Origin of the sequence: Cellulomonas sp. Root485, from assembly GCF_001426705.1 — a bacterium.
In the GTDB taxonomy this organism is placed as follows: Bacteria; Actinomycetota; Actinomycetes; order Actinomycetales; family Cellulomonadaceae; genus Cellulomonas.
In genome coordinates, this window is record NZ_LMFC01000002.1 from 823809 (window position 1) to 848834 (window position 25026).

A 25026-nucleotide genomic window follows, 5' to 3' on the forward strand; every position below is an offset into this window, starting at 1 on the left:
TGAGCAGTGGGAGGAATCGGTCGATGGTTGCCACCACCGCCCGGGCGTTGCGCATCGCGCTCGTCGGGACGCGCGGGGTCCCGGCTCGGTACGGCGGGTTCGAGACGTGCGTCGAGGAGGTCGGCGCCCGGCTCGTCGACCGTGGGCACGACGTGCTCGTGTACTGCCGAGGCTCGGAGGACGCCGGTTCCTCGTACCGCGGCATGCGGCTCGTGCACCTGCCCGCCGTCCGCAAGCGCTCGCTGGAGACCCTGAGCCACACGGCGCTGTCCGTCGCGCACCAGGTCCGCTACCCGGCCGACGCCGCCATCGTGTTCAACGCCGCGAACGCCGCCCTGCTGCCGGTGCTTCGAGCGCGCCGGATCCCCGTGGCGACGCACGTCGACGGTCTGGAGTGGAAGCGCGCGAAGTGGGGCGGTGCCGGTCGCCGGTACTACCGCACCGCGGAGTCGCTGGCCGTGCGGTGGTCCGACGCCCTGATCGCCGACGCCGCCGGCATCGCCGACTACTACACGGCCGAGTTCGGCGCCCCCACCGAGCAGATCGCCTACGGTGCCCCCCTCCTCGACGCCGTGGGCAGCGCCAAGCTGGCCGACCTGGGTCTGACGCCGCGCGGCTACCACCTGGTCGTCGCGCGCTTCGAGCCCGAGAACCACGTCGAGCTCATCGTCGAGGGCTACCGCCGGTCCGGCGCGACGCTGCCCCTGGTCGTCGTCGGCTCCGCTCCGTACGCCGACGAGTACACCGCGCGCATCGAGGCGGCGGCCGACGGCCGGGTCCGGCTGCTGGGCGGCGTCTGGGACCAGGACCTCCTCGACCAGCTCTACGCCAACGGCCTGCTCTACCTGCACGGGCACAGCGTCGGGGGCACCAACCCGTCGCTGCTGCGGGCGATCGGCGCGGGTGCACCGACCGCCGCCTTCGACGTCTCGTTCAACCGTGAGGTGCTCGGCCCGGCGGGCCGCTGGTTCGCGACGCCGGACGACGTCACCGCGGCGGTCGAGGACGCCGAGCGGGACCCGGTCGGCGCGATCGCGCGCGGGGCGGAGCTGCGTACCCGGGCCGCCGACTACGACTGGGACGCTGTGGCGGACGCGTACGACGACCTGTGCCGACGGCTCGCCGCCCGCGCGTTCGCGGGGGTCCGGCGCCCGTCCGGCCGGCGTCGTGGCATCGTCGACGAGACGCCCGCACGACCGGTCCAGCAGCAGGCCGTCCGCGGAGAGGTGACGACGTGACCGAGGTGACCAAGGTGTCGCAACCAGCTCAGCCCGACCCCCGGACCGTCGCCGCGTCCGAGTCGTACGCGGAGACGCTCGCGCGGCTCGGGAGCGTGCAGAAGGGTGCCCGCGGCGCCCCGGCGTACTCGCGGTTCGTGAACCGTCGGGCCGGTCGGCTCCTGGCGGCGGCGTGCTACCGCGCCGGGCTCACCCCGAACGCCGTCACCGCGATCAGTGCCGTCTGGACGTTCAGCGCGATCGCCGTGCTCGCCCTCCTGCCGCCGTCCTGGTGGGGCGGGCTGCTCGTCGCGTTCCTCCTGCTCGTCGGCTACGCGTTCGACTCCGCCGACGGGCAGGTCGCCCGGCTGCGCGGCGGGGGGTCCATCGCCGGCGAGTGGCTGGACCACCTCATCGACTCCATCAAGGTCGCCAGCCTGCACCTCGCGGTGCTCGTGGGCCTCTACCGGTACGACGCTGTCCCGGACGTGTGGCTGCTGGTCCCGCTGGCGTACTCGGCGGTGTGGTCCGTGCTGTTCTTCGCGATGATCCTCAACGACCAGCTGCGGCGACAGGCGGGCGTGACCATGCGCGCCACCGCCGGTGAGCGCGCCCCCGTGCTGCGCTCCCTGATCGTCGCCCCCACCGACTACGGCGTGCTGTGCCTGTCCTTCGTGCTCTACGGCGCGACGACGCTGTTCATGGGTGTGTACACCGCGCTCTGCCTGGCCACCGCCGGGTATCTCGCGCTGGCCGTGCGCTCGTGGTTCCGAGAGATGACCGGCCTGCGGCGACCGCCGAGCCAGGCGCGTGGAGGAGAAGCGTGACCCTGGATTCGACCGAGGACCAGCAGTCCGGCCGGCCCCGTTGGCTCGTCCCCGTCGCGATCGGCGCGGGCGCGGTCGTGCTCGCGGCGATCGTGTGGGCGGCCGTGGCCTCCGGCGCGTCCGACGACGACGCCGCCCCGACGGCCTCCACGAGCAGCAGCGCGACGGCGACGGCGACGTCGGCGGAGCCCGAGCCCAGCGCGTCGGCGACCGCCCCGGACGCGACGCCGAGCACGGAGCCGGTCGAGCCGCCCCCGAGCACGGACCCGGAGGCACCGTTCGTGCCGGGCACGGAACCCGCCGTCCCCCTGACGTCGACCGCGGAGTTCGGCACCGGCATGTCGGCGCGGGTGGCCGGGCTGGAGTCGGTCGCGGGCGAGGCGCAGGGACCCGGCGAGGTGTCCGGTCCGTCCGTGCGCGTGTCGATCGTGCTGACCAACGGCACCGGCGCGGCCGCCTCCCTCGACTCGACGGTGGTCAACCTGTACGCCGGGGCCCAGCTCACCCCGGGTGAACCTCTCAGCGGGCCGGGTGTCAGCGTGTTCTCGGGCACGCTCGCCCCGGGCGCCGAGGCGACGGGCGTCTACGTCTTCCGCGTGCCCGCCGACCTGCGGGACCGCCTCCAGATCACCGTGAGCTACGACCCGACGTCGACCACGGTGCTGTTCGAGGGGCCCGGCCCCGCGGCCTGAACATCCGACCATTTCACCCGGTCTGTCCGGTTTCGTGCTAGTTCGGTCCTCGTAGGATCGGCGTGGGTCGGCCCCCCGGCCGCCCGCTGCCGAACGCTACGAGGATGTGTCATGTCGGTGTACCTCTCTGATGCCCGGCGGTTCGTCGCCGCGGCGACAGCCGTGCTCGTGGCCGCTGCCCTCCTCCTCGTGCTCCCCGGAGCCCAGACCGCGCACGCGGACACCTCCCCGCCGGCAGGTACACCCGCCACAGTCAGCGCCGATGGGCTGCCGACCGTGCAGATCAACGGGGTCGTGTGGCAGCAGGCGCTGGTCGGCGACACGGTGTTCGCGGGCGGCGAGTTCAGCAACGCCCGCCCCGCCGGTGCCGCAGCGGGGGTGAACACGGTCCCGCGCTCGAACCTGCTCTCGTTCGACGTGCGCACCGGCGTGCTCAACCCCTCGTGGGCCCCCAACCCGAACGCGCAGGTGCGCGCCGTCGTGAAGTCGCCCGACGGCCGGCGCGTCTACGTCGGCGGGAACTTCACCAGCATCTCCGGGCAGTCTCGCTACCGCATCGCCGCGTTCGACGCCGCCACCGGAGCGTTGATCACGACGTTCAACGCCGGGACCAACTCTCAGGTCCGCGCCATCGCGGCGACCAACACGACGGTCTACGTGGGCGGGATCTTCACGCAGGCCGGCAGCTCGGCGCGCACCCGCCTCGCCGCGTTCAACGCCTCGAACGGCGCGCTCCTGCCCTGGGCCCCGACGGTCGACGACGGCTCGGTCAGCGCCCTGACCGTCTCCCCGGACGGCACGTCGGTGATCATCGGCGGCAACTTCCTGTCCTTCAACGGCGACCCCGCGGCACCCGACGGGCTCGCCCGCGTCGACGCCGTCAGCGGTGCCGTGCTCCCGTTCCCCGCGACGACGCGGATCCGCAACGGCGGCTCGGCCGGATCGATCCTGGGGCTGTCGGGCGATGCCGACAACATGTACGGCGTCGGCTACACGTTCGGCCGCAGCGGCGGCACCCTCGAGGGCGTCTTCGCCGCCGACTGGGACACCGGCGAGCTGACCTGGGTCGCGGACTGCCACGGTGACACCTACGCGGTGTGGCCGCAGGGCGACGTCGTCTACGCCGCGAGCCACCACCACTACTGCGGCAACATCCGGGCCAACCCGCAGCTCGACGAGTGGGAGTTCTACCGGGCCGGCGCGTTCACCAAGGCCGCGACGCAGCTCGAGGGCCGGGAGCACCTCGGCTACACGAACTTCGAGGGCCTGCCCGCCCCGACCAAGCTCAACTGGTACCCGGACCTGGACACCGGTACGTTCACCGGCCAGAACCAGGGTCCGTGGGCCGTCACGGGCGACAGCCGCTACATCGTCATGGGCGGCGAGTTCCTCAACGTCAACTTCAAGCGGCAGCAGGGCCTCGTCCGGTTCGCGGTGCGGGACATCGCGCCGAACGACCAGGGCCCGCGGTTCAGCGCCCTCGACTTCACCCCGAACCTGCGGCCCGTCGGCGCCGGTGCGGTGCGGATCTCCTGGCCCGCGAACGCGGACTTCGACAACGAGCTGCTGCGGTACAGCGTGATCCGCAACGGCGCGGTCGTCTGGACCGGCGACAAGTCGTCGCAGATCTGGGACCGGCCCTGGCAGGGCTGGACCGACACGGGCCTGACCGTCGGCGCCTCGTACAACTACGCGGTCCGGGTCGCGGACCCGTTCGGCAACACCGTGACCAGCCCGACCGTGGCGGTCGTCGCCGACGGCACCGGACCGGTGAGCGCCTATGCCCAGACGGTGATGGCCGACGGTGCGTCGCACTACTGGCGCCTCGGTGACGGCGGCACGACCGGCGCGATCGACACGGCGGGCATCGACGACGCGATCACCGGGACCGCCCTCACGCGCGGTGCGGCCGGGGCGATCGCCGGCGACTCCACCTCGGCGTTCACGTTCGCGGGCACCAGCAACAGCCGCGTGATCGGCAACACCCGCGAGCAGAACCGGAACACGGTCTCGGTCGAGGCCTGGGTCCGCACCACGTCCAACCAGGGCGGCTGGATCGTCGGGTTCGGCAACAGCGCCAGCCTGACCGGTACCAGCAGCAGCCGTGACCGGCAGCTGTACATGGAGAGCGGCGGGCGTGTGCAGTTCGGGTCCAGCCCCGGGCAGAACCGCACCGTGCGGTCGGCCGCGTCCTACAACAACGGGCAGTGGCACCACATCGTCGGCACCCTCGGCGCCTCGGGCATGAACCTGTACGTCGACGGTGTGCTCGTCGGCTCCCGCACCGACACGACCACGGGCCGCAACATGTCGGGCTTCTGGCGGATCGGTGGCGACAGCCTCAACGGGTGGCCCAACCAGCCGGCGTCCAGCAACCTGGCCGGCACGATCGACGAGGTCGCCATCTACCCGAGCGAGCTCACGGCCGGGATCGTGGCCGCGCACAACACGCTCGGGCGCACCGGGGCGGCCCCGAACCAGCCTCCGGTGGCGGCGTTCAGCAGCCCGACGAACGGGCTCGCCGTGGACGTCGACGGCTCGACCTCGGCGGACCCGGACGGCGTCATCGCGTCCTACGCATGGTCCTTCGGTGACGGCGGGACGGCGACCGGGGTGAACCCGCCGGCGCACAGCTACTCGACCGCGGGCACCTACACGGTGACGCTGACGGTCACGGACGGCGAGGGTGCCACCGGTGTGGCCACGCGTGACGTGACGGTCGCACCGCCCGCACCGAACCAGCCCCCCGTCGCGGCGTTCACGGCCACCCCCTCGGGGTTGTCGGTCACCGTGGACGGGTCCGGCTCGAGCGACCCCGACGGCACGGTCGCCTCCTACGCCTGGAACTTCGGGGACGGCGGCACGGCGACGGGTCCCACGCCGCCGGCGCACGCCTACGCGGCCGAGGGCACCTACACGGTGACGCTGACGGTCACGGACGACGACGGTGCACCGACGACCCTCGCGAAGGACGTCACGGTCACGGCCCCGCCGGCGAACGCACCGTTCGCGGTGGACACGTTCAACCGCACGGTGGCGAACGGCTGGGGCTCCGCCGAGACCGGTGGCGCGTGGACCGTGGCCGGGGGAGCGACGAACTTCTCCGTGGCTCCGAACATCGGCACGATGCGGGTGACGGGTGCCGGGTTCCGGCTGTCGTCCTTCCTGCCGGTGTCCACCACGTCGACGGACCTGACGACGCAGGTGTCGATGAACGTGATGCCGACAGGCTCGGGGACGGACCTGGAGCTGGTGGGTCGGTCGGTGGGGACCACCGACGGGTACCGGTTGCGGCTGAAGATGCTGTCCACGGGTGTGGTGCGGGCGTCGCTGGTCGGGATCTCGGCCGGCGTGACCACNGTCGGTGGGGACCACCGACGGGTACCGGTTGCGGCTGAAGATGCTGTCCACGGGTGTGGTGCGGGCGTCGCTGGTCGGGATCTCGGCCGGCGTGACCACGACGGTCAGCCAGGTGAACGTGCCGGGCGTGACGTACGCGGCGGGTCAGACGCTCGCGGTGCGGTTCCAGGTGGACGGCTCGGGCACGACGACGCTGCGCGGCAAGGTGTGGGTGGCGGGGACGCCCGAGCCGGCGGCGTGGACGCTGACCGGCACGAACACCACGGCTGCGCTGCAGGTCGCGGGCGGTGTCGGGCTCTCGGCCTACACCTCCAGCACCACGACGACGCTGCCCGTGGTCGTCAGCTGGTCGCAGCTCTCCGCAGCGCCCGTCGTGTAAAACGGGGGCACGCAACCGGGTGGTGAGTATCACCCGGTTGCGTGTCCAGTTCACCCGGCGGTCACCCCATTAGGGACGAAATGTCCACTTAGGCTCGGTTTGCACGGCACCCCAGCCGTCCCCCCGAACGCCCGAGGTGCCCATGTTCTCGTTCCGCGCCCCGCTCACCCGACTCGTCGCAGGCGCTGTCGCCGGGGTCCTCGGCCTGGCAGGCCTGACCGCCCTGGCGTCGCCCGCCGCCGCGGACTCCTCACCGGCGGTCCCCACGACGCCGACGACGATCGCAGCCGACTCTCTGCCGACGACTCAGATCGACGGCGTCGTCTGGCAGCAGGGCGTCGCCGGGAGCAAGGTGTTCGTCGGTGGCGAGTTCACGAACGCGCGACCCGCGGGTTCTGCCGCAGGGGTCAACACGGTGCCCCGGGCGAACCTGCTCGCCTACGACATCGAGACCGGTGTCCTCGACGCTGCGTTCGCGCCCAACCCGAACGCCCAGGTACGCGCGGTCGCCGTCTCGCCGAACGGCTCGCGGGTCTACGTCGGAGGCAACTTCACGACGATCGCCGGGCAGGCGCGGTACCGCGTCGCGGCGTTCGACACCGCGACGGGAGCGCTCGTCGCCACCTTCAACCCGGGCCTCGACTCGCAGGTCCGCGCGCTGGTCGCCACCGATACGACGGTCTACGTCGGCGGTGCGTTCACCAGCGCCAACGGTGAGCCGCGCAACCGGCTGGCCGCGTTCCGGGCCTCCGACGGCGCGCTCCTGCCGTGGAACCCCAGCGCGGACAACGGCACGGTCAGCGCGCTGACGGTCTCGCCCGACGGGTCGATGGTGATCGTCGGCGGCAGCTTCACCACGCTCAACGGGAGCGGCACCCCCGGCTACGGCCTGGCGCGCGTCGACGGCGCCACCGGCGCGTCGATGACGCTGCCCATCAACTCCCTCATCCGCGACGGCGGCACGCAGTCGTCGATCACGAGCCTGACCTCCGACGGCACCAGTTTCTACGCGACCGGCTACGTGTTCGGGAGCACCGGCAACCTCGAGGGCACGGCGCGGGGCGACTGGGCGACCGGCTCGCTCGTGTGGGTCGAGGACTGCCACGGGGACACGTATGCCGCGTGGCCCGGCGAGGACGTCGTGTACGCCGCGGGCCACCCGCACTACTGCGGCAACGTCGGCGGCTTCCCGCAGACCGACCCGTGGTCGTTCTACCGTGCGCTGGCGTTCAGCAAGGCAGCGACCCAGACCGTGACAGCCGACCCGTACGGGTACTTCAACTTCGCGGGCAACCCCGCGCCGACGCTGCTGCACTTCTACCCGGAGATCAACACGGGCTCCTACACCGGCCAGGGCCAGGGGCCGTGGACCGTCACGGGCAACAGCGACTACGTGCTCTACGCCGGTGAGTTCACGATCGTGAACAACAAGGGCCAGCAGGGCCTCGCGCGGTTCGCGCGGACCGGCAAGGCGCCCAACAAGCAGGGTCCGCGCGTCGGCTCCGCCGCGTTCGCCCTCGCCGGCACCTCCTTCGCCAGTGGCACCGCACGACTGAGCTGGCCCGCCAACTATGACCGCGACAACGAGTTCCTCACCTACACGCTGTCGCGCAACGGCGTCCCGGTGCACACCGTGACGGCGCCGTCGTCCGAGTGGAAGCGCCCGACCATGGGCTTCCTCGACTCGGGCCTGACGCCCGGCACCACGTACACGTACCGGCTGAAGGTGGTGGACCCGTTCGGGAACAGCGCCATCAGCGACCAGGTCCCGGTCACCGTCGCCGCCGAGGGTGCGGTCAGCCCGTACGCGCAGGGCGTCATCGCCGACGGCGCCTCGACGTTCTGGCGCCTCGGTGAGGCGTCGGGCACCCCGGTGTTCGACTGGGTCGGCTTCAACGACGCTGTCGCGGGAACCGGGGTGACGCGCGGCGCCGCCGGCGCGATCAACGGTGACGCCAACGGCGCGTCGACGTTCGACGGCACGCCCAACGGCCGGGTGAGCACGACGACCCCCATCACGGGTCCGGACTCCTTCGCGGTCGAGTCCTGGGTCCGCACCACGTCCACCCGCGGCGGGAAGATCATCGGCTTCGGGGCGTCGTCCACCGGCAGCTCGGGCAGCTACGACCGCATGGTCTACATGGACAACGGCGGGAAGATCTGGTTCGGCGTCTACCCGGGCGAGGTGCGCACGCTGAGCACGCCGTCGGCCTACAACGACGGCCAGTGGCACCACGTGGTGGCCTCGATGGGCCCCGACGGGATGAAGCTCTTCGTCGACGGCCGGCGCGTCGCGCAGCGCTCCGACACCACGCTCGGTCAGGCCTACACCGGCTACTGGCGCGTGGGTGGCGACAACCTGGGCGGCTGGCCCAACCAGCCGACGTCCGCGTACCTCGCGGGCACGATCGACGACGTCGCGATCTACCCCGCGCCGCTGTCGTCGTCCAAGGTGCTCGAGCACTGGGTCACCTCGGGTCGCGTCTCGACCGTCCCGCCGGCGCCGGCGGACGCGTACGGTGCGGCCGTCTACTCGGCCAACCCCGATCTGTACTGGCGCCTCAACGAGGCGTCCGGCACGGTCGCGGCCGACGCGGGGATCTCCGGCGTCAACGGCACCTACGGGTCGCTGGTGACCAAGGGCGTCACGGGCGCGCTGTTCGGCGTCACCAACAAGGCCGTCGGCACCCTCGGCAGCCAGAACAGCCGGATCGTGAGCACCCAGCAGGTGGCCGCGCCTGGGGTCTACTCCGAGGAGCTGTGGTTCCGCACGGCCACGAACAACGGCGGCAAGCTCATCGGCTTCGGTGACGCGACCACGGGGACGTCGGGCAGCTACGACCGGCACGTGTACATGGAGACCAACGGTCGCCTGACGTTCGGCACGTGGACCGGGGTGGCGAACACCATCACGACGCCGCTCGCGTACAACAACAACCAGTGGCACCACCTGGTGGCCACCCAGTCGGCGGCGGGCATGCGCCTCTACGTCGACGGCGCCCTGGTCGGCAGCCACCCGCAGACCGGGGCCCAGACCTACTCGGGCTACTGGCGCGTGGGCGGTGACACCACCTGGGGTCCGCAGCCGTGGTTCGCGGGCCAGCTCGACGAGGTCGCGGTCTACTCCACGGCCCTCGACGCGCAGACGGTCACCAACCACTACGCGCTCGGCACGACGGGCCTCCTGCCCAACCAGAGCCCCGCGGCGTACTTCACGGCGACGCCCACGGACCTGTCCGTGGCGCTCGACGCGACGGGTTCGTCGGACCCGGACGGCACCATCGCGTCCTCGGCGTGGACGTTCGGCGACGGGGGCGTCGCGACGGGCAGCTCGACCTCGCACACCTACGCCGCACCCGGCACGTACACGGTGACGCTCACCGTCACCGACAACCAGGGCGGCACGGCGGCGACGTCGCAGCAGGTCACGGTCACGGCACCCAACCAGCCGCCGGTCGCCGCGTTCACCGCGACGCCCACGGACCTGGTCGTGGCCGTCGACGCGGCCGGCTCGTCCGACCCGGACGGCACCGTCGCCTCGTACGCCTGGGCGTTCGGTGACGGCGCGACGGCCACGGGTCCCACGGCGTCCCACCTGTACGCCACGGGCGGCACGAAGACGGTGACCCTCACGGTGACCGACGACGACGGAGCAGCGACGACGGTGGCGCACGACGTCACCGTGGTGGCACCGAACCAGTCGCCGCTCGCCGCGATCTCGGCCACGACGTCCACGCTCTCCGTCGACGTCGACTCCGCGGGCTCCTCGGACCCCGACGGCACGATCGTCTCGACGGCATGGACCTTCGGGGACGGTGCGTCGGCGACGACCGCAGCCGCGTCGCACACCTACGCGGCGCCCGGCACGTACACGGTGACGCTCACTGTCACGGACAACCGCGGCGGCACCGCCACGGCGACGACGGAGGTCACGGTCGCCCTCGCGAACGTGGCTCCGGCGGCGGTGTTCACGGCCACCCCCACCGGCCTCACGGTCGGTGTGGACGCCACGGGCTCGGGCGACTCCGACGGCTCGATCGTGAGCTACGCGTGGAACTTCGGGGACACCACGACCGGGACCGGTCTCACCACGTCCCACGTCTACTCGGCGAGCGGCACCTACACGGTCACCCTCACGGTGACCGACGACGACGGTGCGACCGGCTCGACCACGCAGGACGTCACGGTGGTCAAGCCGAACATCGCTCCGGTCGCGGCATTCACCGCGACGCCGACGGACCTGACGGTCGCGGTCGACGCCTCGACGTCCACCGACGACGGGACGATCACCTCCTACGCGTGGACCTTCGGGGACGAGGGCACCGCGTCCGGGATCACGGCGAACCACACCTACGCGGCGGCCGGCACCTACACGGTGACCCTCACGACGACCGACGACCAGGGCGCGAGCAGCTCCACCACGCACGACGTCACGGTCGCGGCACCCGTGCCCAACCAGGCGCCGGTCGCGGCCTTCACCACGACGGCGGCGTTCCTGTCGCTCGCCGTGGACGGGTCGACCTCGAACGACGCCGACGGCACGGTCGCCTCCTACGCCTGGACCTTCGGGGACGGCGCCACGGCAACCGGCCCGACACCGCCCGCACACGTCTACGCGGCGGCGGGTTCCTACCTGGTGACCCTCACGGTGACCGACGACGACGGCGAACCGGCGACCACGTCGCGCACGGTGACGGTCACGGCACCGCCGGCGAACCTGCCGTTCGTCGTCGACGCCTTCAACCGCACCACCACGGGTGGCTGGGGCTCGGCCGACACGGGTGGCGCATGGACCGTGGCGGGCGGTGCGACCAACTTCTCGGTCACGCCGGGCATCGCGGCGATGCGGGTGACGGGTGCCGGGTTCCGGCTGTCGTCCTTCCTGCCGGTGTCCTCGACGTCGACGGACCTGTCGACGCAGGTGTCGATGAACGTGATGCCGACAGGCTCGGGGACGGACCTGGAGCTGGTGGGTCGGTCGGTGGGGACCACCGACGGGTACCGGTTGCGGCTGAAGATGCTGTCCACGGGTGTGGTGCGGGCGTCGCTGGTCGGGATCTCGGCCGGCGTGACCACCACGGTCAGCCAGGTGAACGTGCCGGGTCTGACGTACACGGCGGGTCAGACGCTCGCGGTGCGGTTCCAGGTGGACGGCTCGGGCACGACGACGCTGCGCGGCAAGGTGTGGGTGGCGGGGACGTCCGAGCCGGCGGCGTGGACGCTGACCGGCACGAACACCACGGCTGCGCTGCAGGTCGCGGGCGGGGTCGGGCTCTCGGCCTACACCTCCAGCACCACGACGACGCTGCCGCTCATCACCCGGTGGAGCCAGCTGAGCGCCCGGCCCGTCGTGCCATGATCGCGTCGGAACAGGAGTGGTCGGCGGCGCAGGGGGCGCCGTCGGCCCTCGCAGGGGGAGGGCACGTGACCGACTCGTCAGGCGGGCTCGAGGTGGTCGTCGGGGTGCTGACGTACAAGCGCCCGGACGACCTGCTCGCGGCGCTGCCGCTGCTCGTGGCGCAGGTCCGCACGCTCGTGCCGGCGGGCACGGTCCTGGTGGTCGACAACGACCCCGCGGCCAGCGCCCGGGACGTCGTGCTCGACCTGGTTCACAGTGGGCCCGTCCCGGGCCTGGTGCGCTACGTGCACGAGCCTGAGCCCGGCATCGCGGCGGCCCGCAACCGCGCGCTCGACGAGACCGGGTCGGCGGACCTGCTGGTCTTCATCGACGACGACGAGCGACCGGTCGACGACTGGCTCGTCCGCCTGGTCGAGACGTACCGCGTGGACCGGCCGACGGCCGTCGTCGGCCCCGTGGTCTCCGAGTACGAGCAGCAGCCCGACGCGTGGGTCAGCGCCGGACGGTTCTTCGACCGGCGCCGGCTCGTGACGGGCACCGAGACGTCCGTCGCCGCGACCAACAACCTGCTCCTGGACCTGGCGCAGGTGCGCGCGCTCGGCCTGCGATTCGACCAGCGGTTCGGTCTGAGCGGCGGGTCGGACATGCTCCTGACCCGGCAGCTCTCGGCGGCCGGTGGGCGCATGGTGTGGTGCGACGAGGCCGTCGTGGTCGACGTCGTCCCGCCGGACCGGGTCACCCGCCGGTGGGTGCTCGCGCGGGCGTTCCGCAGCGGCAACACGTGGAGCCGGACGTCCCTCGTGCTCGCCGACGGTGCGCTCGGGCGCGGTCTCGTCCGGGTCCGGCTCACCGCCCAGGGTGCGGTGCGGGCGCTCGGTGGGATCGCGCGGATGGGGGTGGGGTTCCTCACCCGGTCGCTCGCGCACCGGGCCAAGGGTCGCCGCACGCTCGCGCGCGGCGCGGGGATGCTCGCGGGCGCCTATGGCACCGTGTACGTGGAGTACGCCCGGGACGGCAGCCGCACGGTCCGCGCGACGAAGGTCTCGACGTCGTCGTGACACGGACGGACGGGGGCAGCATCTCGCAGGCCGACGACACCCAGCCGGAAGCGAAACCGCGGGGCGGTTCCGCCCGGAAGATGACGATCACGCTCGTCGGGAACTTCTTCCCGGCCGCGATCGCGCTGGCCACCGGGCCGATCCTCGCGCAGTCCCTCGGCGTCGAGGGCCGGGGCCAGGTCGCGGCCGCGACGGCTCCGCTGGGGCTCGCGATCGCACTCATGACGTTCGGGGTGCCCGAGGCCGTGTCCTACGCGGTCGCCCGGCACCCGCGGCTGGTGCGCACGGCCGCCCGCAACGGGTTCCTCATCATCATCCTGGCGGGGCTGCTCGCCACGGGCGCCGTGCTGGCCGCCCGCGGCTGGCTCAGCGGCGGGGACCTCGACATCCAGCACCTGATGGTCGTCGCGTCGCTCGCGGTGATGCCGACCCTGCTGCTGGGCGTGCTGCGGGGCATCGCGTCCGGTCTGCAGCAGTGGACCATGGTCGCCTCGGAGAAGGTGCTCGCCTCCGGCCTGCGCCTGCTGGTGCTGCTGCCCCTGTGGCTGACCGGGCACCTGACCCCGTTCACGGCTGTCGTCGTGCTCGCCGCGATGCCGGTCATGGGCGCGATCGCGTACGTGCGCCTGCCGCGCCGGCTACCACCGGCGGAGGTCGACACCGAGAACCTGGCGTCGAAGAAGGCCATCACCGGGTACGGGATGCGGCTGTGGATCGGGACGATCTCCGGGGTCCTGCTCTCGCGCGTCGACCAGACGCTGATCACCCCCCTGAGCAGCGCGTACCAGCTGGGCCTCTACGTCGTGGCCGTCAACGTCAGCGAGATCCCGCTGATCATCCACCGGTCCGTCCGGGACGTCACGTTCGTCACCGACGCCCACCGCAGCGAGGACGCCAAGCTCGCGGCGTCCGCGCGCATCTCGACGCTGATCTGCACGGTGGTCGCGCTCGGGCTCGGGCTCACGATGGGCTGGTGGCTGCCGATCCTGTTCGGCGAGGAGTTCGCGCCCGCGGTGCCCATCGCGGCGCTGCTGCTCGTGGCGGTGGTGCTCAGCACGCCGGGGTCGATCGCCGGCGCGGGCCTGAGCGCGCGCGGCCGCCCGGGTCTGCGCAGCATCGCCCTCGTGATCGCCTGCGTGATCAACGTCGGGCTGCTGATCGTCCTCGTCTCCGAGTACGGCGCCCTGGGTGCCGCGTGGGCGACGGTCCTGGGCTACCTGCTCTCGAGCGGGCTGAACCAGTTCTTCCTCAAGCGGCTGTTCGGCGTCTCGATGCTCTCGTTCTACGGCATCCGTCGTACCGACATCGTGATCCTGCGCCGGTACGCCGCCGGTGTCGGCCGGGTGCTCCGGCCGCGCCGCCGACGCTGAGGCTTCAGGCGATGCCGACGGCCGCGGCCATGTTGTCGACGAGGTGCACCGACGTCAGCCGGTCCTCGATCGCCGCCCGAGCGCGCAGGCCCAGCGCGTGCGCGGCGGCGGGGTCGTCCAGCAGCTCGACCACCGCGTCGGCCAGGTCCTCGGGTGCCTCCGTGGGGACGAGCCGGGCGTTGTCGCCGTCGACGACGTAGTCCTCCACGCCGGGGGTGCGGGTCAGCACCACGGGGCGCGCGGTCGCCATCGACTCGAGCGAGACGGTGAGCCCGGACATGTGCAGGTTGGGACGCGTCGCGACGGCGACGACGCTCGCGCGGGCGTAGAGCTCACGCAGCTCGACGTGCGACAGCCGCGGCACCTTGGTCACCCCGGGCGGCGGCGTGACGTCGGAGGAGTTCTGGACGACGATCTCGACGTCGGGGCGGGCGTCGTGCACCCGGGCGAGGGCGGCGAACAGGGTCGCCGGATCCCGGTCCCGGTCACCCCCGACGCTGACCACCAGCGGGTGGTCGGCGGGAGGCCGGGCCGCGAAGAAGTCGGCGTCGACGCCGAACGTGAAGAACGAGACCCGCGTCCCCGAGCTGCCCAGGGCCCGCTCGAGCGGCTCCACCTGGGCCCGGCTGTTCACGAACACGGAGTCCATCCGGCGCAGCACGTCGAGGGTGCTGCGGACGCGCGCGCTGTCGGGGTCGGCGGCGAGGGCGTCGGTCAACCAGATCGCCCCCGCGTGCATCGACGCGTGGGGTGCCAGGACGAGCATCCGGCGGGCCAGGTTCTCGTCCCACGCGATGCCGAGGTCGGCGCCCGTGCGGCGCGACGGCCGCAGCATCGCGCGCAGCCGGTCCGCCCGCGTGGGCTCCGGCAGGCTCCGACGGGTCACCGTGACCCCCGGCCGCGCCAGCAGGTCCAGCCCGTAGGGCCAGCGCCCCGGGACCTCCCCGCGCTCGTGCCGCGCCGTCCAGGAATCGACGTCACGTTCGCTGCGGAACATGACCTCGACCTGTCGGGTGGTGCTCATCGATCTCCTCGCACGGGTGCAGGGGCGTGGGTGTCGGGGCGGACCCGGGCCAGCGCGGCGCGGAACGCGTCCGCGTGGGCGGGGGCGACGACGGACCAGTCGCGCGCGGACAGGTCGGGCCGGCCCGGCAGGTCTGCGGGTGCGGTGCGGGCCAGCGCGGCGGCGAGGTCCGTCGCGCCGACGACCCCGTCGAACGTCGGGATCCAGGCGCTCCCGACCTCGGCCGCGAGCTCGGTCGCCGTGCGTCCCGCCGGGACCAGCACGGGCCGGTCCAGGGAGAGCGCCAGCAGGGCGACGCCGGAGTTGTGCAGGTGCCGGTACGGCAGCACCACCACCTGGGCGGCGCTGATCTCGGCGGCGAGAGTCTCGTCGTCCACGTACTCCAGCCGCACGCCGATCCTGCCGTCCGCGGCGGCCTGCTCCCTGACCGACCGGCCGAGCGCCGCGTCCTCCGGGTACCCGACGACGCGCAGGCTCGCGTGTTCGTCGGGCAGCTCCTGGAACGCCGCCAGCAGGTCCTCGACGCCCTTGTACGGGCGCACGAGGCCGAAGAACAGGACCCGTCCGGGCACCACCTCGCCGCGGGGGAACCGCGCGAACCAGTCGCGGTAGTGGGCGTGCGCGATGGTCACGACGGGCGCGTCCGCCGCCGCGTCGACCGGCAGCGGGGTCGCCGGGTTGAGCCGCACGAACAGCGTCGTGAGCCGGTCCGTCCGGCGCAGCAGGAACCGCTCGACGCGCCCACCGGCCTCGTGCGGTGCCGCGTTGTGGAGCGTGCGGACCACCGCGGTCCGGCGCACGCGCAGGCGCACGAGCAGCGCGGCCGTCGCCGCCTGCCGTCCCAGGGTGCGCAGCCGCGAGCTCCCGCGCGGGAGCTTCTCCGGCCAGTGCACGTGGAACACGTCGTACCGCCCCCGCAGGGCACGCCGCCACGTGAACGTGCTCGCGACGACGTCGGCGGGCAGCTCGGCGAGCAGCTGGACCAGGTACGGGTTGGTGGTCGGGCGGGGGCCGGGGAACGACTCGAGCACGGAGATGGTCCGCGCTCCGGTGGTCTCCGTCGTCATGCGCTGGTCACCTGGGGGGTCGCCTGTCTCGCGGGGAGGGTCTCGTCGGCCGGCTCGTCGGGTCTCGTCGTCTCCCGGCGCACCAGCAGCAGCCCGAGCCCGAGCACCAGGCCCGGCATGGAGCTGAGGATCGGTCCGAACGCGAAGTTCCACAGGAACAGGCAGGTCAGGTAGATCACCAGGGCGGGCGCGGTGCGGCGGGCGACGAGCGTCGCCAGGGACCAGATGGTGATCCCGAGCATCGCACCCGCCAGCACGAGCCCCGGGATGCCGAAGTTGGCCCAGAGGTCGGCCACGAGCGCGTGCAGCTTGATCTCGGTGCCGAACATGTAGTTCTCGACGTAGCCGTTGTTCGGGTCGTAGTTGAGGTCCGCCATGCCCGACTTGGCCACCAGGATGTCGTCGAGGTTCGCGATCACGCCCACCCCGAACCCGATCGGACGGTCCTGCGACAGCGCGATGCTGGCACCCCACTCGGGACGCCCGCCGAGCAGGATCGATCCGGACGCCTCGACCTGCGCCTGCGACCGCTCCTGGGTGGACTCGCCGAGGTAGCCGTCGAGGATCAGCGTCGTCCCCACCGAGTACACGCACGCGGCGACACCCGCGAACAGCGCGATGGTGGCCAGCGCGCTGGTCCGTCGTCCCATGGTCGTGGGACGCAGCTGCCACGCCACGAGCAGGGCGGTCAGCAGGAGGGTCGCGAACGCGGACCGCGAGTCGTTCAGCGCGGACGCGCCGGCCAGGCCGAGCAGCAGGACGATCTCCACGGGCCGGGGTCGGCTGCGCATGACGAGCGAGAGCAGCAGCACGATCAGCGCGTACGAGATCCCGTGCTTCCACGGGTTCACCGGGTTCGGCGGCTCCACCACGAGCAGCCGGGCGATGATCCCCGCGGCAGCGGCGAGCCCCACCACCCGCAGCGGCAGCACGGTCCGTGCCCAGAGCAGCAGCCCGATGCTGCACATGCCGCCGATCATCAGCAGCGTGGTCGAGCGCACGACCAGCGGGTTCACCGCGTGGTCCGACGACGCCACCGCGCTGAGCCACAGCCCGGAGGCCAGGGCCAGCGCGCTCAGCCCGATGATCACGCGCGCGCCGACGAACTGCTTCGTGGCCTTCCACCAGACGGGCGCCAGGGCGAGCGACACCACCGTCGCGCTGGTGATCGCGTCCTTGACGGGGAAGGCGAGCGTGATCGCCGCGACCCCGCCGAACGCCAGGATCTGGCTCGACGACCACCCGGCGTCCTGCGCCCGCGGTCGGTTGGCGACCGCGGCGGGGACGTCGGCGACGCTCACGGCCGCCAGGGGGCCGCAGGCACGACCTGGATCCGGTGCTCGAGGTCGTCGGGCGCGTCGAGCTCGTCCGGCTCCGCGGCCCGGGACGCCTCGTCGTCGTGGTCGAGGGACGGCTCGGCGACGGACGCCGAGTACGTGGCCTCGTCGTCGGACGGCGCCGTGGTCAGGGGGGCGTCGAGCGGGTCGTCGAGGACGGCGACCGGACTCGGGCGGGGCTCGTCCTGGGTGGCGGAGCGGACGTGGTGACTGGCCGGCTGGTCGGCAGCGGTCTGCGCCGTCGGCTGCCCCGTCGCGACGAGCGGACCCTCGGTCTCCTTCGCGGTCGGGTGACCGGCCTGCCCGTTGGTGGCCCGTCCGCCGGCAGGGGTGGACGCCTGGGTGCCGGCGGGCTCGCCGGCCGGCTGAGCGGACGCGGTGCGGGGCTGGTCGGTGCCGGTACCCCCCGCGACCTGGCCGTCGGTCACCTGCGCGGCGGCCGGGACGGTCGGCGGCGAGACCCGCGCCGCGACGTGCGCGGCGAACTTCGACGACGCCCGGGCCGTGTCGAGCTCGTCGATCTCGTCCAGGTCCGGACCGGGCTCGGCCCGCTCGACCGGAGCAGGCACGGGGGTGGTGACGACGGGGGCGACCGGGACCTCGCGGGGGAACACCGCGGTCGTCCCGACGGGGGTCGCCTCACCACGGCGGGCGCGGGACCGTCGCGACGCACGCTGCGGCCGCTCGCCGGTTCCGTGCCAGCGGGCCGTCGCCTGCGGGGTGGACCCGTAGACGTAGGTGGCTCCGACGTCCTTGCCGGACACGCGGTTGAAGACGAGGCCCAGGACGCGGCCACCGGCCGTCGAGAGCGTGGCGAGGCCGTCTGCCAGCTGGTGGCGGTGCACCCGCTTGGACCCGACCACGACGAGCGCCCCGTCGGTGAGCCGGGACAGGACCGCGGCATCCGTGACGGGCAGCAGCGGCGCCGAGTCGAGGATGACGACGTCGTACGACGAGGCGAGCTCGGCGAGCAGGTCGACCATCGTCGTCGAGTCGAGGAGCTCGCTCGGGTTCGGCGGGACCTGGCCGGACGGGAGGACGTCGAGCATGTCTCCCCAGCGCTGCACGACGTCGGCCACGGTCGCCTCGCCGATGAGCACGGTGGTGAGGCCGACGGTGCCCTCGATCCCGAGGTGCCGCGCGATCGACGGGCGGCGCAGGTCGGCGTCGACGAGCAGGACGCGGGCGCCACCCTCGGCCATGGCCCAGGCGAGGTTGATCGACGTGGTGGTCTTGCCCTCGGTGGGCAGCGACGAGGTGACGACGATCGACCGGTTCGGTCCGCGCAGGTTCAGGTAGCGCAGGTTGGTGCGCAGGCGGCGGTACGCCTCGGCCTGGTCACCGAACGGCTGGCTGCGCATGACGGCCGCCTCGTGCGCCGACTTGCGGTCGTAGCGCACGGTGCTGAGCACGGCCACGTCGCTGACCCGGCGGATGTCCTTCTGGGTCCGGACGCGGGTGTCCAGGATGGTGCGGGCCAGCGCGAGCACGACCCCGATGGCCAGGCCCACGACGAGCCCTGTCACCGCGTTGAGCTTGGTGTTGGGCGTGAACGCGAACGACGGGGGCGTGGCCGGCGAGATGACCGTCATCCCGACGTGCGGGGTGGTGTCGTCACTGCCGGCGCCCTCGATGCGCTCCACGGCTCGCGCGAGCTCGGTGCTGACGGTGTTCGCGATGTCCGCGGACTTCTCCGGGTTCCCGCTGACGGCGGAGATGTCGAGGATCAGGCTGTTGATCGGGCTGGTCGCCTCGACGGAGTGGGCGAGCGAGCGGGCCGACGTGTCCAGGCCCAGCTCGTCGATCACCGGGTCCAGCACGTACGCCTTGGTGGCCAGCTGGGCGTAGGACTCGATGCGGTTCTGGGCGTACGTGGACCCCTGGAGGGACTCGCCGACCGTGGAGCCCGCCTGCTCGGAGACGAACAGGGAGGCGGTCGCCCGGTAGCTGGGCGCGATGGTCTGGGAGTAGCCGTAGCCGCCGACGAACCCGAGCACACCGAGCGCGGCGATCATCAGCCAGTGCTTGCGCAGCAGTGCGAGGTACTCGCTCGGTTCCATGGTCACCCCTCCTCGATCACGGACGGGATCGATGGTTCACGGCACCTGTGTAGGCCCCGGCTCGATTGTCCAGGATGTGCCGCCGCCATGGTGAGGGCGCATGGGGGCGATATGTGGAGATACGAGGTAATTCACCCGACCAGTGGAACGTACCGCCACCAGCACGGACGTTCCCGTTGGGCCGTTCGTGCAGCCTCGGGTGAAGTACGCCACGAACTATCCCCTTTGTCCGACTTGCACCCCTATCGTGAACGGGTCGGACCACTCGGGTCGGCGGGCGAGCAGGTCGAGACAGCACAGGAGGCGACGCGTGGCGCGAATCGTCGGGTACGCCCCTGGCGCGTACGACCTCTTCCACGTCGGTCACCTGAACATCCTCAAGCACGCCAAGCGGCGCTGCGACTACCTGATCGCCGGCGTCGTCGCGGACGACATGCTGGAGCTGACGAAGGGCCGTCGCCCCATCGTCCCGCTCGCGGAGCGGATGGAGATCGTCCGGCACATCTCCTACGTCGACGAGGTCGTCGCGGAGGTCGTGCCCGACAAGGTCGAGACGTGGCGGTCGGTCGGGTTCGACGTGATCTTCAAGGGCGACGACTGGCGGGGGACCCCGAAGGGGGACCGGCTGGAGCGCGACTTCGCGGCGGTCGGCGTCGAGGTCATCTACTTCCCGTACACGATGCACACGTCCAGCACGGCGCTGCGCCGGGCGCTGGCGGTGTTCGACGACTCGGACCTGGTCGAGTCGGAAGTCGGCTGACCCAGCTCGGCTGACCCCAGCTCGACCCCGCCCCCGTGTCGGTGGGGCGCCCTAGACTGACGACGCACCCCGGGTCCTGTGGATCTGGGGCATTCGCGTTGCTCGGGACGGCTCCGGGCGAGCCGTTCGCGCACTATCTAAGGACCCCATGGACCTCACCGGCCTCCTGCCCGCCCTGCTCGCCGACCCTGCGGCCGCCGCGGCCGTCGAGAACGTCCGCGCTCGCGGCGAGCTCGACGTCGTCGGCCCCGCGGGGGTGCGGCCGCCGCTGCTGGCCGCGCTCTCGTCGGGGCGCCCGCTCGTCGTCGTGACGGCCACGGGCCGGGACGCGGACGAGCTGGCCGCCGCGATCCGGTGCTACGTGCCGGCCGACGACGTCGCGGTGCTGCCGTCGTGGGAGACGCTGCCGCACGAGCGGCTGTCGCCGCGCAGCGACACCGTCGCCCGGCGCCTCGCGGTGTTCCGGCGCCTCGCGCACCCCGAGACCGAAGGCCACGCGGGCCCGGTCCGGGTGCTCGTCATGCCGGTCCGGGCGCTGCTGCAGCCGGTGGTCGAGGGCCTCGGGGAGCTGGTGCCCGTCGCGATCAGCACCGGCGACCGGGTGGACCTGGCGGACCTCGCGGAGCGGCTCGTCGCGGCGGCGTACACCCGCGTGGACATGGTGGAGAAGCGCGGCGAGTTCGCGGTGCGCGGCGGGATCATCGACGTGTTCCCGCCGACGGAGGACCACCCCCTGCGCGTCGAGCTGTGGGGTGAGGACGTCGAGGAGATCCGCTGGTTCTCGATCGCGGACCAGCGCAGCCTCGAGGTGGCCGACCACGGCGTCTGGGCGCCGCCGTGCCGGGAGATCCTGCTCACCGACGCAGTCCGCGCCCGCGCCGCCGAGCTGGTCCCGCAGCTGCCCGGAGCGGTCGACATGCTGGACAAGCTGGCGGCCGGCATCGCCGTCGAGGGCATGGAGTCGCTGGCCCCCGCGCTGGTCGAGTCGATGGTCCCGGTGCTCGACCTGGTCCCGGACGACTGCCTGCTGGTGATGGTGGACCCGGAGAGGGTGCGGCGACGCGCGCACGACCTGGTGGCCACCACGCAGGAGTTCCTCGAGGCGGCGTGGACGTCCGCAGCGGCCGGTGCGGCGACACCCCTGGACCTGTCCGCGGCGAGCTTCGCGTCGTTCGCGGAGATCCGCGCGCTCGCGGCCGTGCGGGGGCTGGGGTGGTGGACGCTCTCGCCGTTCTCCCTCGACGTCGACGCGACGGAGGCGGCCAAGCCGGACGACTTCTACGAGGGCGCCACCGGCACCGGCCACACCGCGGCGCGCAACCTGGCACCGCACGAGAGCCGCATGGCCGACGACCTGGCCGCGACCGCGCAGACGCTGGTGATCTCGGCGCGGGACGTCGAGCGCTACCGCGGCGAGGTCGCCCGTGCGGTCGCCGACGTGCGCGTGCTGCAGCAGGCCGGCTGGCGGCTGGTCCTGGCCACCGAGGGGCACGGCCCCGCGCAGCGCATGGTCGAGCAGCTCAAGGCCGCCGAGGTCCCGGCGCGGCTGGTGGGGACCATCACCGACGAGCCCGAGGGCGGGGTGGTCCTCGTCGTACCCGCACCCGTCGGCCCCGGCTTCGTCGCCGAGCCCCTGCACCTCGCGGTGTTCTCCGAGTCGGACCTCACGGGCCGCGCGGGGACGTCGACGCGCGACATGCGCAAGATGCCGAGCCGGCGCCGCAACGTCGTCGACCCCCTCCAGCTGCGCCCGCACGACTACGTGGTGCACGAGCAGCACGGCGTCGGGCGGTTCGTGGAGCTGGTGCAGCGGACCATCGGCTCCGGCTCCACCGCGGCGACGCGCGAGTACCTGGTGATCGAGTACGCGTCGAGCAAGCGCGGCCAGCCGGGGGACCGCCTCTACGTGCCCAGCGACCAGCTGGACCAGGTCACCAAGTACGTGGGCGGCGAGGCGCCGTCGCTGTCCAAGATGGGTGGCGGCGACTGGGCGAAGACCAAGGGCCGCGCCAAGAAGGCCGTCAAGGAGATCGCCGCCGAGCTCATCCGGCTGTACTCCGCGCGCATGGCCACGGCCGGGCACGCGTTCGGCCCGGACACCCCGTGGCAGCGCGAGCTCGAGGACGCGTTCGCGTACGTCGAGACCCCGGACCAGGCGGCCACGATCGACGAGGTGAAGGCCGACATGGAGAAGCCGATCCCGATGGACCGGCTGGTCTGCGGGGACGTCGGCTACGGCAAGACCGAGATCGCCGTGCGGGCCGCGTTCAAGGCGGTGCAGGACGGCAAGCAGGTGGCGATCCTGGTGCCGACGACGCTGCTGGTCCAGCAGCACCTCGACACGTTCAGCGAGCGGTACAGCGCGTTCCCGGTCACGGTGAAGGCCCTGAGCCGGTTCCAGTCGCCCAAGGAGTCGAAGGAGGTCGTCGCCGGGCTGTCCGACGGCACGGTCGACGTGGTCATCGGCACCCACCGGCTGATCACGGGCGAGGTGCGGTTCAAGGACCTGGGCCTGGTGGTGATCGACGAGGAGCAGCGGTTCGGCGTCGAGCACAAGGAGACGCTCAAGGCGCTGCGCACCAACGTCGACGTGCTGGCGATGAGCGCGACCCCGATCCCGCGCACCCTGGAGATGGCGGTCACGGGCATCCGCGAGATGTCGACGCTGGCCACCCCGCCCGAGGAGCGCCACCCCGTCCTGACGTTCGTCGGCGCGTACGACGAGAAGCAGATCAGCGCGGCCATCCGGCGCGAGCTGCTGCGCGAGGGCCAGGTGTTCTACGTGCACAACAAGGTCGACTCGATCGAGCGGACCGCGTCGCGCCTGATGGAGCTGGTCCCGGAGGCCCGGGTCGCGGTGGCGCACGGGAAGATGAACGAGCACCAGCTCGAACAGGTGATCGTCGACTTCTGGGAGAAGCGGTTCGACGTCCTGGTGTGCACGACCATCGTCGAGACCGGCCTGGACATCTCCAACGCGAACACCCTCATCCTCGAGCGCGCGGACCTGCTGGGCCTCTCGCAGCTGCACCAGCTGCGCGGGCGGGTGGGTCGTGGGCGCGAGCGCGCGTACTCCTACTTCCTCTACCCGCCGGAGAAGCCGCTCACGGAGACCGCGCACGACCGGCTCCAGACGATCGCGGCGAACACCGACCTCGGCGCCGGCATGGCCGTCGCGATGAAGGACCTGGAGATCCGCGGCGCGGGCAACCTGCTGGGCGGCGAGCAGTCGGGGCACATCGAGGGCGTCGGCTTCGACCTGTACATCCGCATGGTCGGCGAGGCGGTGGCCAACTTCCGGGGCGACGTCGAGGAGGAGCTGCCCGACGTCACCATCGAGCTGCCCGTCGACGCGCACATCCCGCACGACTACATCGCGCACGAGCGCCTGCGGCTCGAGGCGTACCGCAAGATCGCGGCGGCCGCGGACTCGGCGGCCCTGGGCGAGGTCCGCGCGGAGCTCGTCGACCGCTACGGCGCGGTGCCGTCGGCCGTCGACAACCTCTTCGAGGTGGCGGAGTTCCGTCAGCACGTGCGCAACAGCGGGCTGTCCGACGTCACCGCGCAGGGCAGGTTCGTCCGCTTCGCGCCCGTCGACCTGCCGGAGTCGGCGCAGCTGCGGCTCAAGCGGCTCTATCCCGGCGCGGTGCTCAAGCCCGCGACGCGGACCGTCCTGGTGCCGTGGCCGATGACGGCGCGGCTGGGCGGCAAGCCCGTGCAGGGCCGCGAGGTCATGCTCTGGGCCCGGCAGTTCATCGACGCGGTGGTGCGGGGGGACGTCTCCGCGGCGGCGTCCGTGGGCACCGGCAGGTAGCGGGGATTCACTGGTCGGGGCCCTACGATGACCCCGATCGACGAGCGACGACGCGGGAGGTCCGGCGGTGGCGGTGCAGTGGCGTGCGGGAGTGCGGGCAGCGGGAGTGCTGGTCGCGCTGGTGACGACGGCCGGTCTGGCGGGGTGCGCAGGGCAGCCCGGGGCGGCGGCCGTGGTCGACGGCACGGCGATCCCCACGGCGGACGTCCAGGCCGCCCTGACCGAGCTCCTGCCCTACTACCAGGGCGCCACGACGACGAACCTGCTGGCCGTCCTGGTGCAGGAGCCGACGGTCGTCGAGCTCGCCGAGGAGAAGGGGGTCGGGGTCTCCGACGAGGACGCCCAGGCCCTGCTGGACCAGGTCGTGGAGCAGAAGACCCCCGACAGCACCGCGACGTTCACGGAGCCGTCGCTGGCGGTGGCGCGCTACTCGATCGCGTACAGCAACCTCGAAGGTCTCCCGGACGCCGCCGCGATGGGCGAGGAGATCGACACCCGGCTGCGCGAGCTCGACATCGAGGTCAACCCGCGGTTCGCGTCGCTGGAGGACGGCTTCCACATCGCCGCGCCGGCCCCGCTCCCGTGGATGGTCGTCCCGCAGGCGGGCTCGACCGCCGACGACGGCAGCACCGAGCCCGCCCCGACCCCGGCGCCGACCCCGACCGCGAAGTGACGTCGTCGCAGCCGGACTCCCTCCGCGCA

14 protein-coding genes are annotated in these 25026 nt (G+C 72.6%); 10 read left to right on the plus strand and 4 right to left on the minus strand.

Annotation, left to right across the window (positions count from 1 at the left end; all coding sequences use genetic code 11):
* Window positions 1–23 precede the first annotated feature (23 nt).
* From ASD16_RS12395 to ASD16_RS12425, 7 genes are all read left to right on the plus strand, one after another.
* Entirely contained in the window at window positions 24–1238 is a 1215-nt protein-coding gene (locus ASD16_RS12395; RefSeq protein ID WP_055917471.1) for a DUF1972 domain-containing protein, read from the plus strand.
* Between the two features lie 5 nt (window positions 1239–1243).
* Window positions 1244–2044 (plus strand): CDP-alcohol phosphatidyltransferase family protein, encoded by an 801-nt coding sequence (locus ASD16_RS12400; protein ID WP_082570870.1) that lies wholly within the window; start codon window positions 1244–1246, stop codon window positions 2042–2044.
* Window positions 2041–2736 carry a hypothetical protein gene (locus ASD16_RS12405; RefSeq protein ID WP_055917474.1) on the plus strand — a complete coding sequence of 232 codons (696 nt, stop codon included), beginning with the start codon at window positions 2041–2043 and terminating at the stop codon, window positions 2734–2736. The genes ASD16_RS12400 and ASD16_RS12405 overlap by 4 nt, the downstream gene beginning before the upstream one ends.
* Window positions 2737–4530: 1794 nt before the next feature.
* Window positions 4531–6095, plus strand: a 1565-nt coding sequence (locus ASD16_RS22235) for a PKD domain-containing protein (protein ID WP_235523306.1), incomplete at its 3' end; no start/stop codon positions are given.
* Window positions 6096–6617: 522 nt separating this feature from the next.
* On the plus strand, window positions 6618–11834 hold the full coding sequence (locus tag ASD16_RS12415) for a PKD domain-containing protein (RefSeq protein WP_055917479.1): 5217 nt from the start codon (window positions 6618–6620) through the stop codon (window positions 11832–11834).
* Window positions 11835–11899: 65 nt separating this feature from the next.
* On the plus strand, window positions 11900–12892 hold the full coding sequence (locus tag ASD16_RS12420) for a glycosyltransferase family 2 protein (RefSeq protein ID WP_055918384.1): 993 nt from the start codon (window positions 11900–11902) through the stop codon (window positions 12890–12892).
* An 80-nt stretch (window positions 12893–12972) separates the two neighbouring features.
* Window positions 12973–14262: an oligosaccharide flippase family protein gene (locus ASD16_RS12425; RefSeq protein ID WP_157453917.1), complete on the plus strand. Its 1290-nt coding sequence runs from the start codon at window positions 12973–12975 to the stop codon at window positions 14260–14262.
* A gap of 4 nt (window positions 14263–14266) precedes the next feature.
* On the opposite strand, the gene ASD16_RS12430 is transcribed toward ASD16_RS12425, so the two are convergent.
* From ASD16_RS12430 to ASD16_RS12445, 4 genes are read right to left on the minus strand one after another with little or no spacing between them, the layout of a single operon-like run.
* Entirely contained in the window at window positions 14267–15286 is a 1020-nt protein-coding gene (locus ASD16_RS12430; protein WP_055917487.1) for a glycosyltransferase family 4 protein, read from the minus strand.
* Window positions 15283–16353: a glycosyltransferase gene (locus ASD16_RS12435; protein WP_055917489.1), complete on the minus strand. Its 1071-nt coding sequence runs from the start codon at window positions 16351–16353 to the stop codon at window positions 15283–15285. The genes ASD16_RS12430 and ASD16_RS12435 overlap by 4 nt, the downstream gene beginning before the upstream one ends.
* On the minus strand, window positions 16350–17654 hold the full coding sequence (locus ASD16_RS12440) for an O-antigen ligase family protein (protein ID WP_055917492.1): 1305 nt from the start codon (window positions 17652–17654) through the stop codon (window positions 16350–16352). The genes ASD16_RS12435 and ASD16_RS12440 overlap by 4 nt, the downstream gene beginning before the upstream one ends.
* Entirely contained in the window at window positions 17651–19750 is a 2100-nt protein-coding gene (locus ASD16_RS12445) for a polysaccharide biosynthesis tyrosine autokinase (protein WP_055917495.1), read from the minus strand. The genes ASD16_RS12440 and ASD16_RS12445 overlap by 4 nt, the downstream gene beginning before the upstream one ends.
* Before the next feature lie 310 nt (window positions 19751–20060).
* Here ASD16_RS12445 and ASD16_RS12450 point away from each other — a divergent pair, with 310 nt between their 5' ends.
* From ASD16_RS12450 to ASD16_RS12460, 3 genes are all read left to right on the plus strand, one after another.
* Window positions 20061–20510, plus strand: a complete 450-nt coding sequence (locus ASD16_RS12450; protein ID WP_055917498.1) for an adenylyltransferase/cytidyltransferase family protein — start codon at window positions 20061–20063, stop codon at window positions 20508–20510.
* A 148-nt stretch (window positions 20511–20658) separates the two neighbouring features.
* Window positions 20659–24324 carry a transcription-repair coupling factor gene (mfd, locus tag ASD16_RS12455; RefSeq protein ID WP_055917501.1) on the plus strand — a complete coding sequence of 1222 codons (3666 nt, stop codon included), beginning with the start codon at window positions 20659–20661 and terminating at the stop codon, window positions 24322–24324.
* 67 nt (window positions 24325–24391) lie between these two features.
* Complete coding sequence (locus ASD16_RS12460; protein WP_157453918.1) at window positions 24392–24997, plus strand: hypothetical protein; 606 nt, start codon at window positions 24392–24394, stop codon at window positions 24995–24997.
* Window positions 24998–25026 lie beyond the last annotated feature (29 nt).

Excerpts from the sequence above, each read along its gene's own strand:
- ASD16_RS12395 (WP_055917471.1), top strand. The coding sequence starts at position 24 with ATGGTTGCCACCACCGCCCGGGCGTTGCGCATCGCGCTCGTCGGGACG.
- ASD16_RS12415 (WP_055917479.1), top strand. The coding sequence starts at position 6,618 with ATGTTCTCGTTCCGCGCCCCGCTCACCCGACTCGTCGCAGGCGCTGTC.
- ASD16_RS12425 (WP_157453917.1), top strand. The coding sequence starts at position 12,973 with ATGACGATCACGCTCGTCGGGAACTTCTTCCCGGCCGCGATCGCGCTG.
- ASD16_RS12430 (WP_055917487.1), bottom strand. The coding sequence starts at position 15,286 with ATGAGCACCACCCGACAGGTCGAGGTCATGTTCCGCAGCGAACGTGAC.
- ASD16_RS12435 (WP_055917489.1), bottom strand. The coding sequence starts at position 16,353 with ATGACGACGGAGACCACCGGAGCGCGGACCATCTCCGTGCTCGAGTCG.
- ASD16_RS12445 (WP_055917495.1), bottom strand. The coding sequence starts at position 19,750 with ATGGAACCGAGCGAGTACCTCGCACTGCTGCGCAAGCACTGGCTGATG.
- mfd (WP_055917501.1), top strand. The coding sequence starts at position 20,659 with ATGGACCTCACCGGCCTCCTGCCCGCCCTGCTCGCCGACCCTGCGGCC.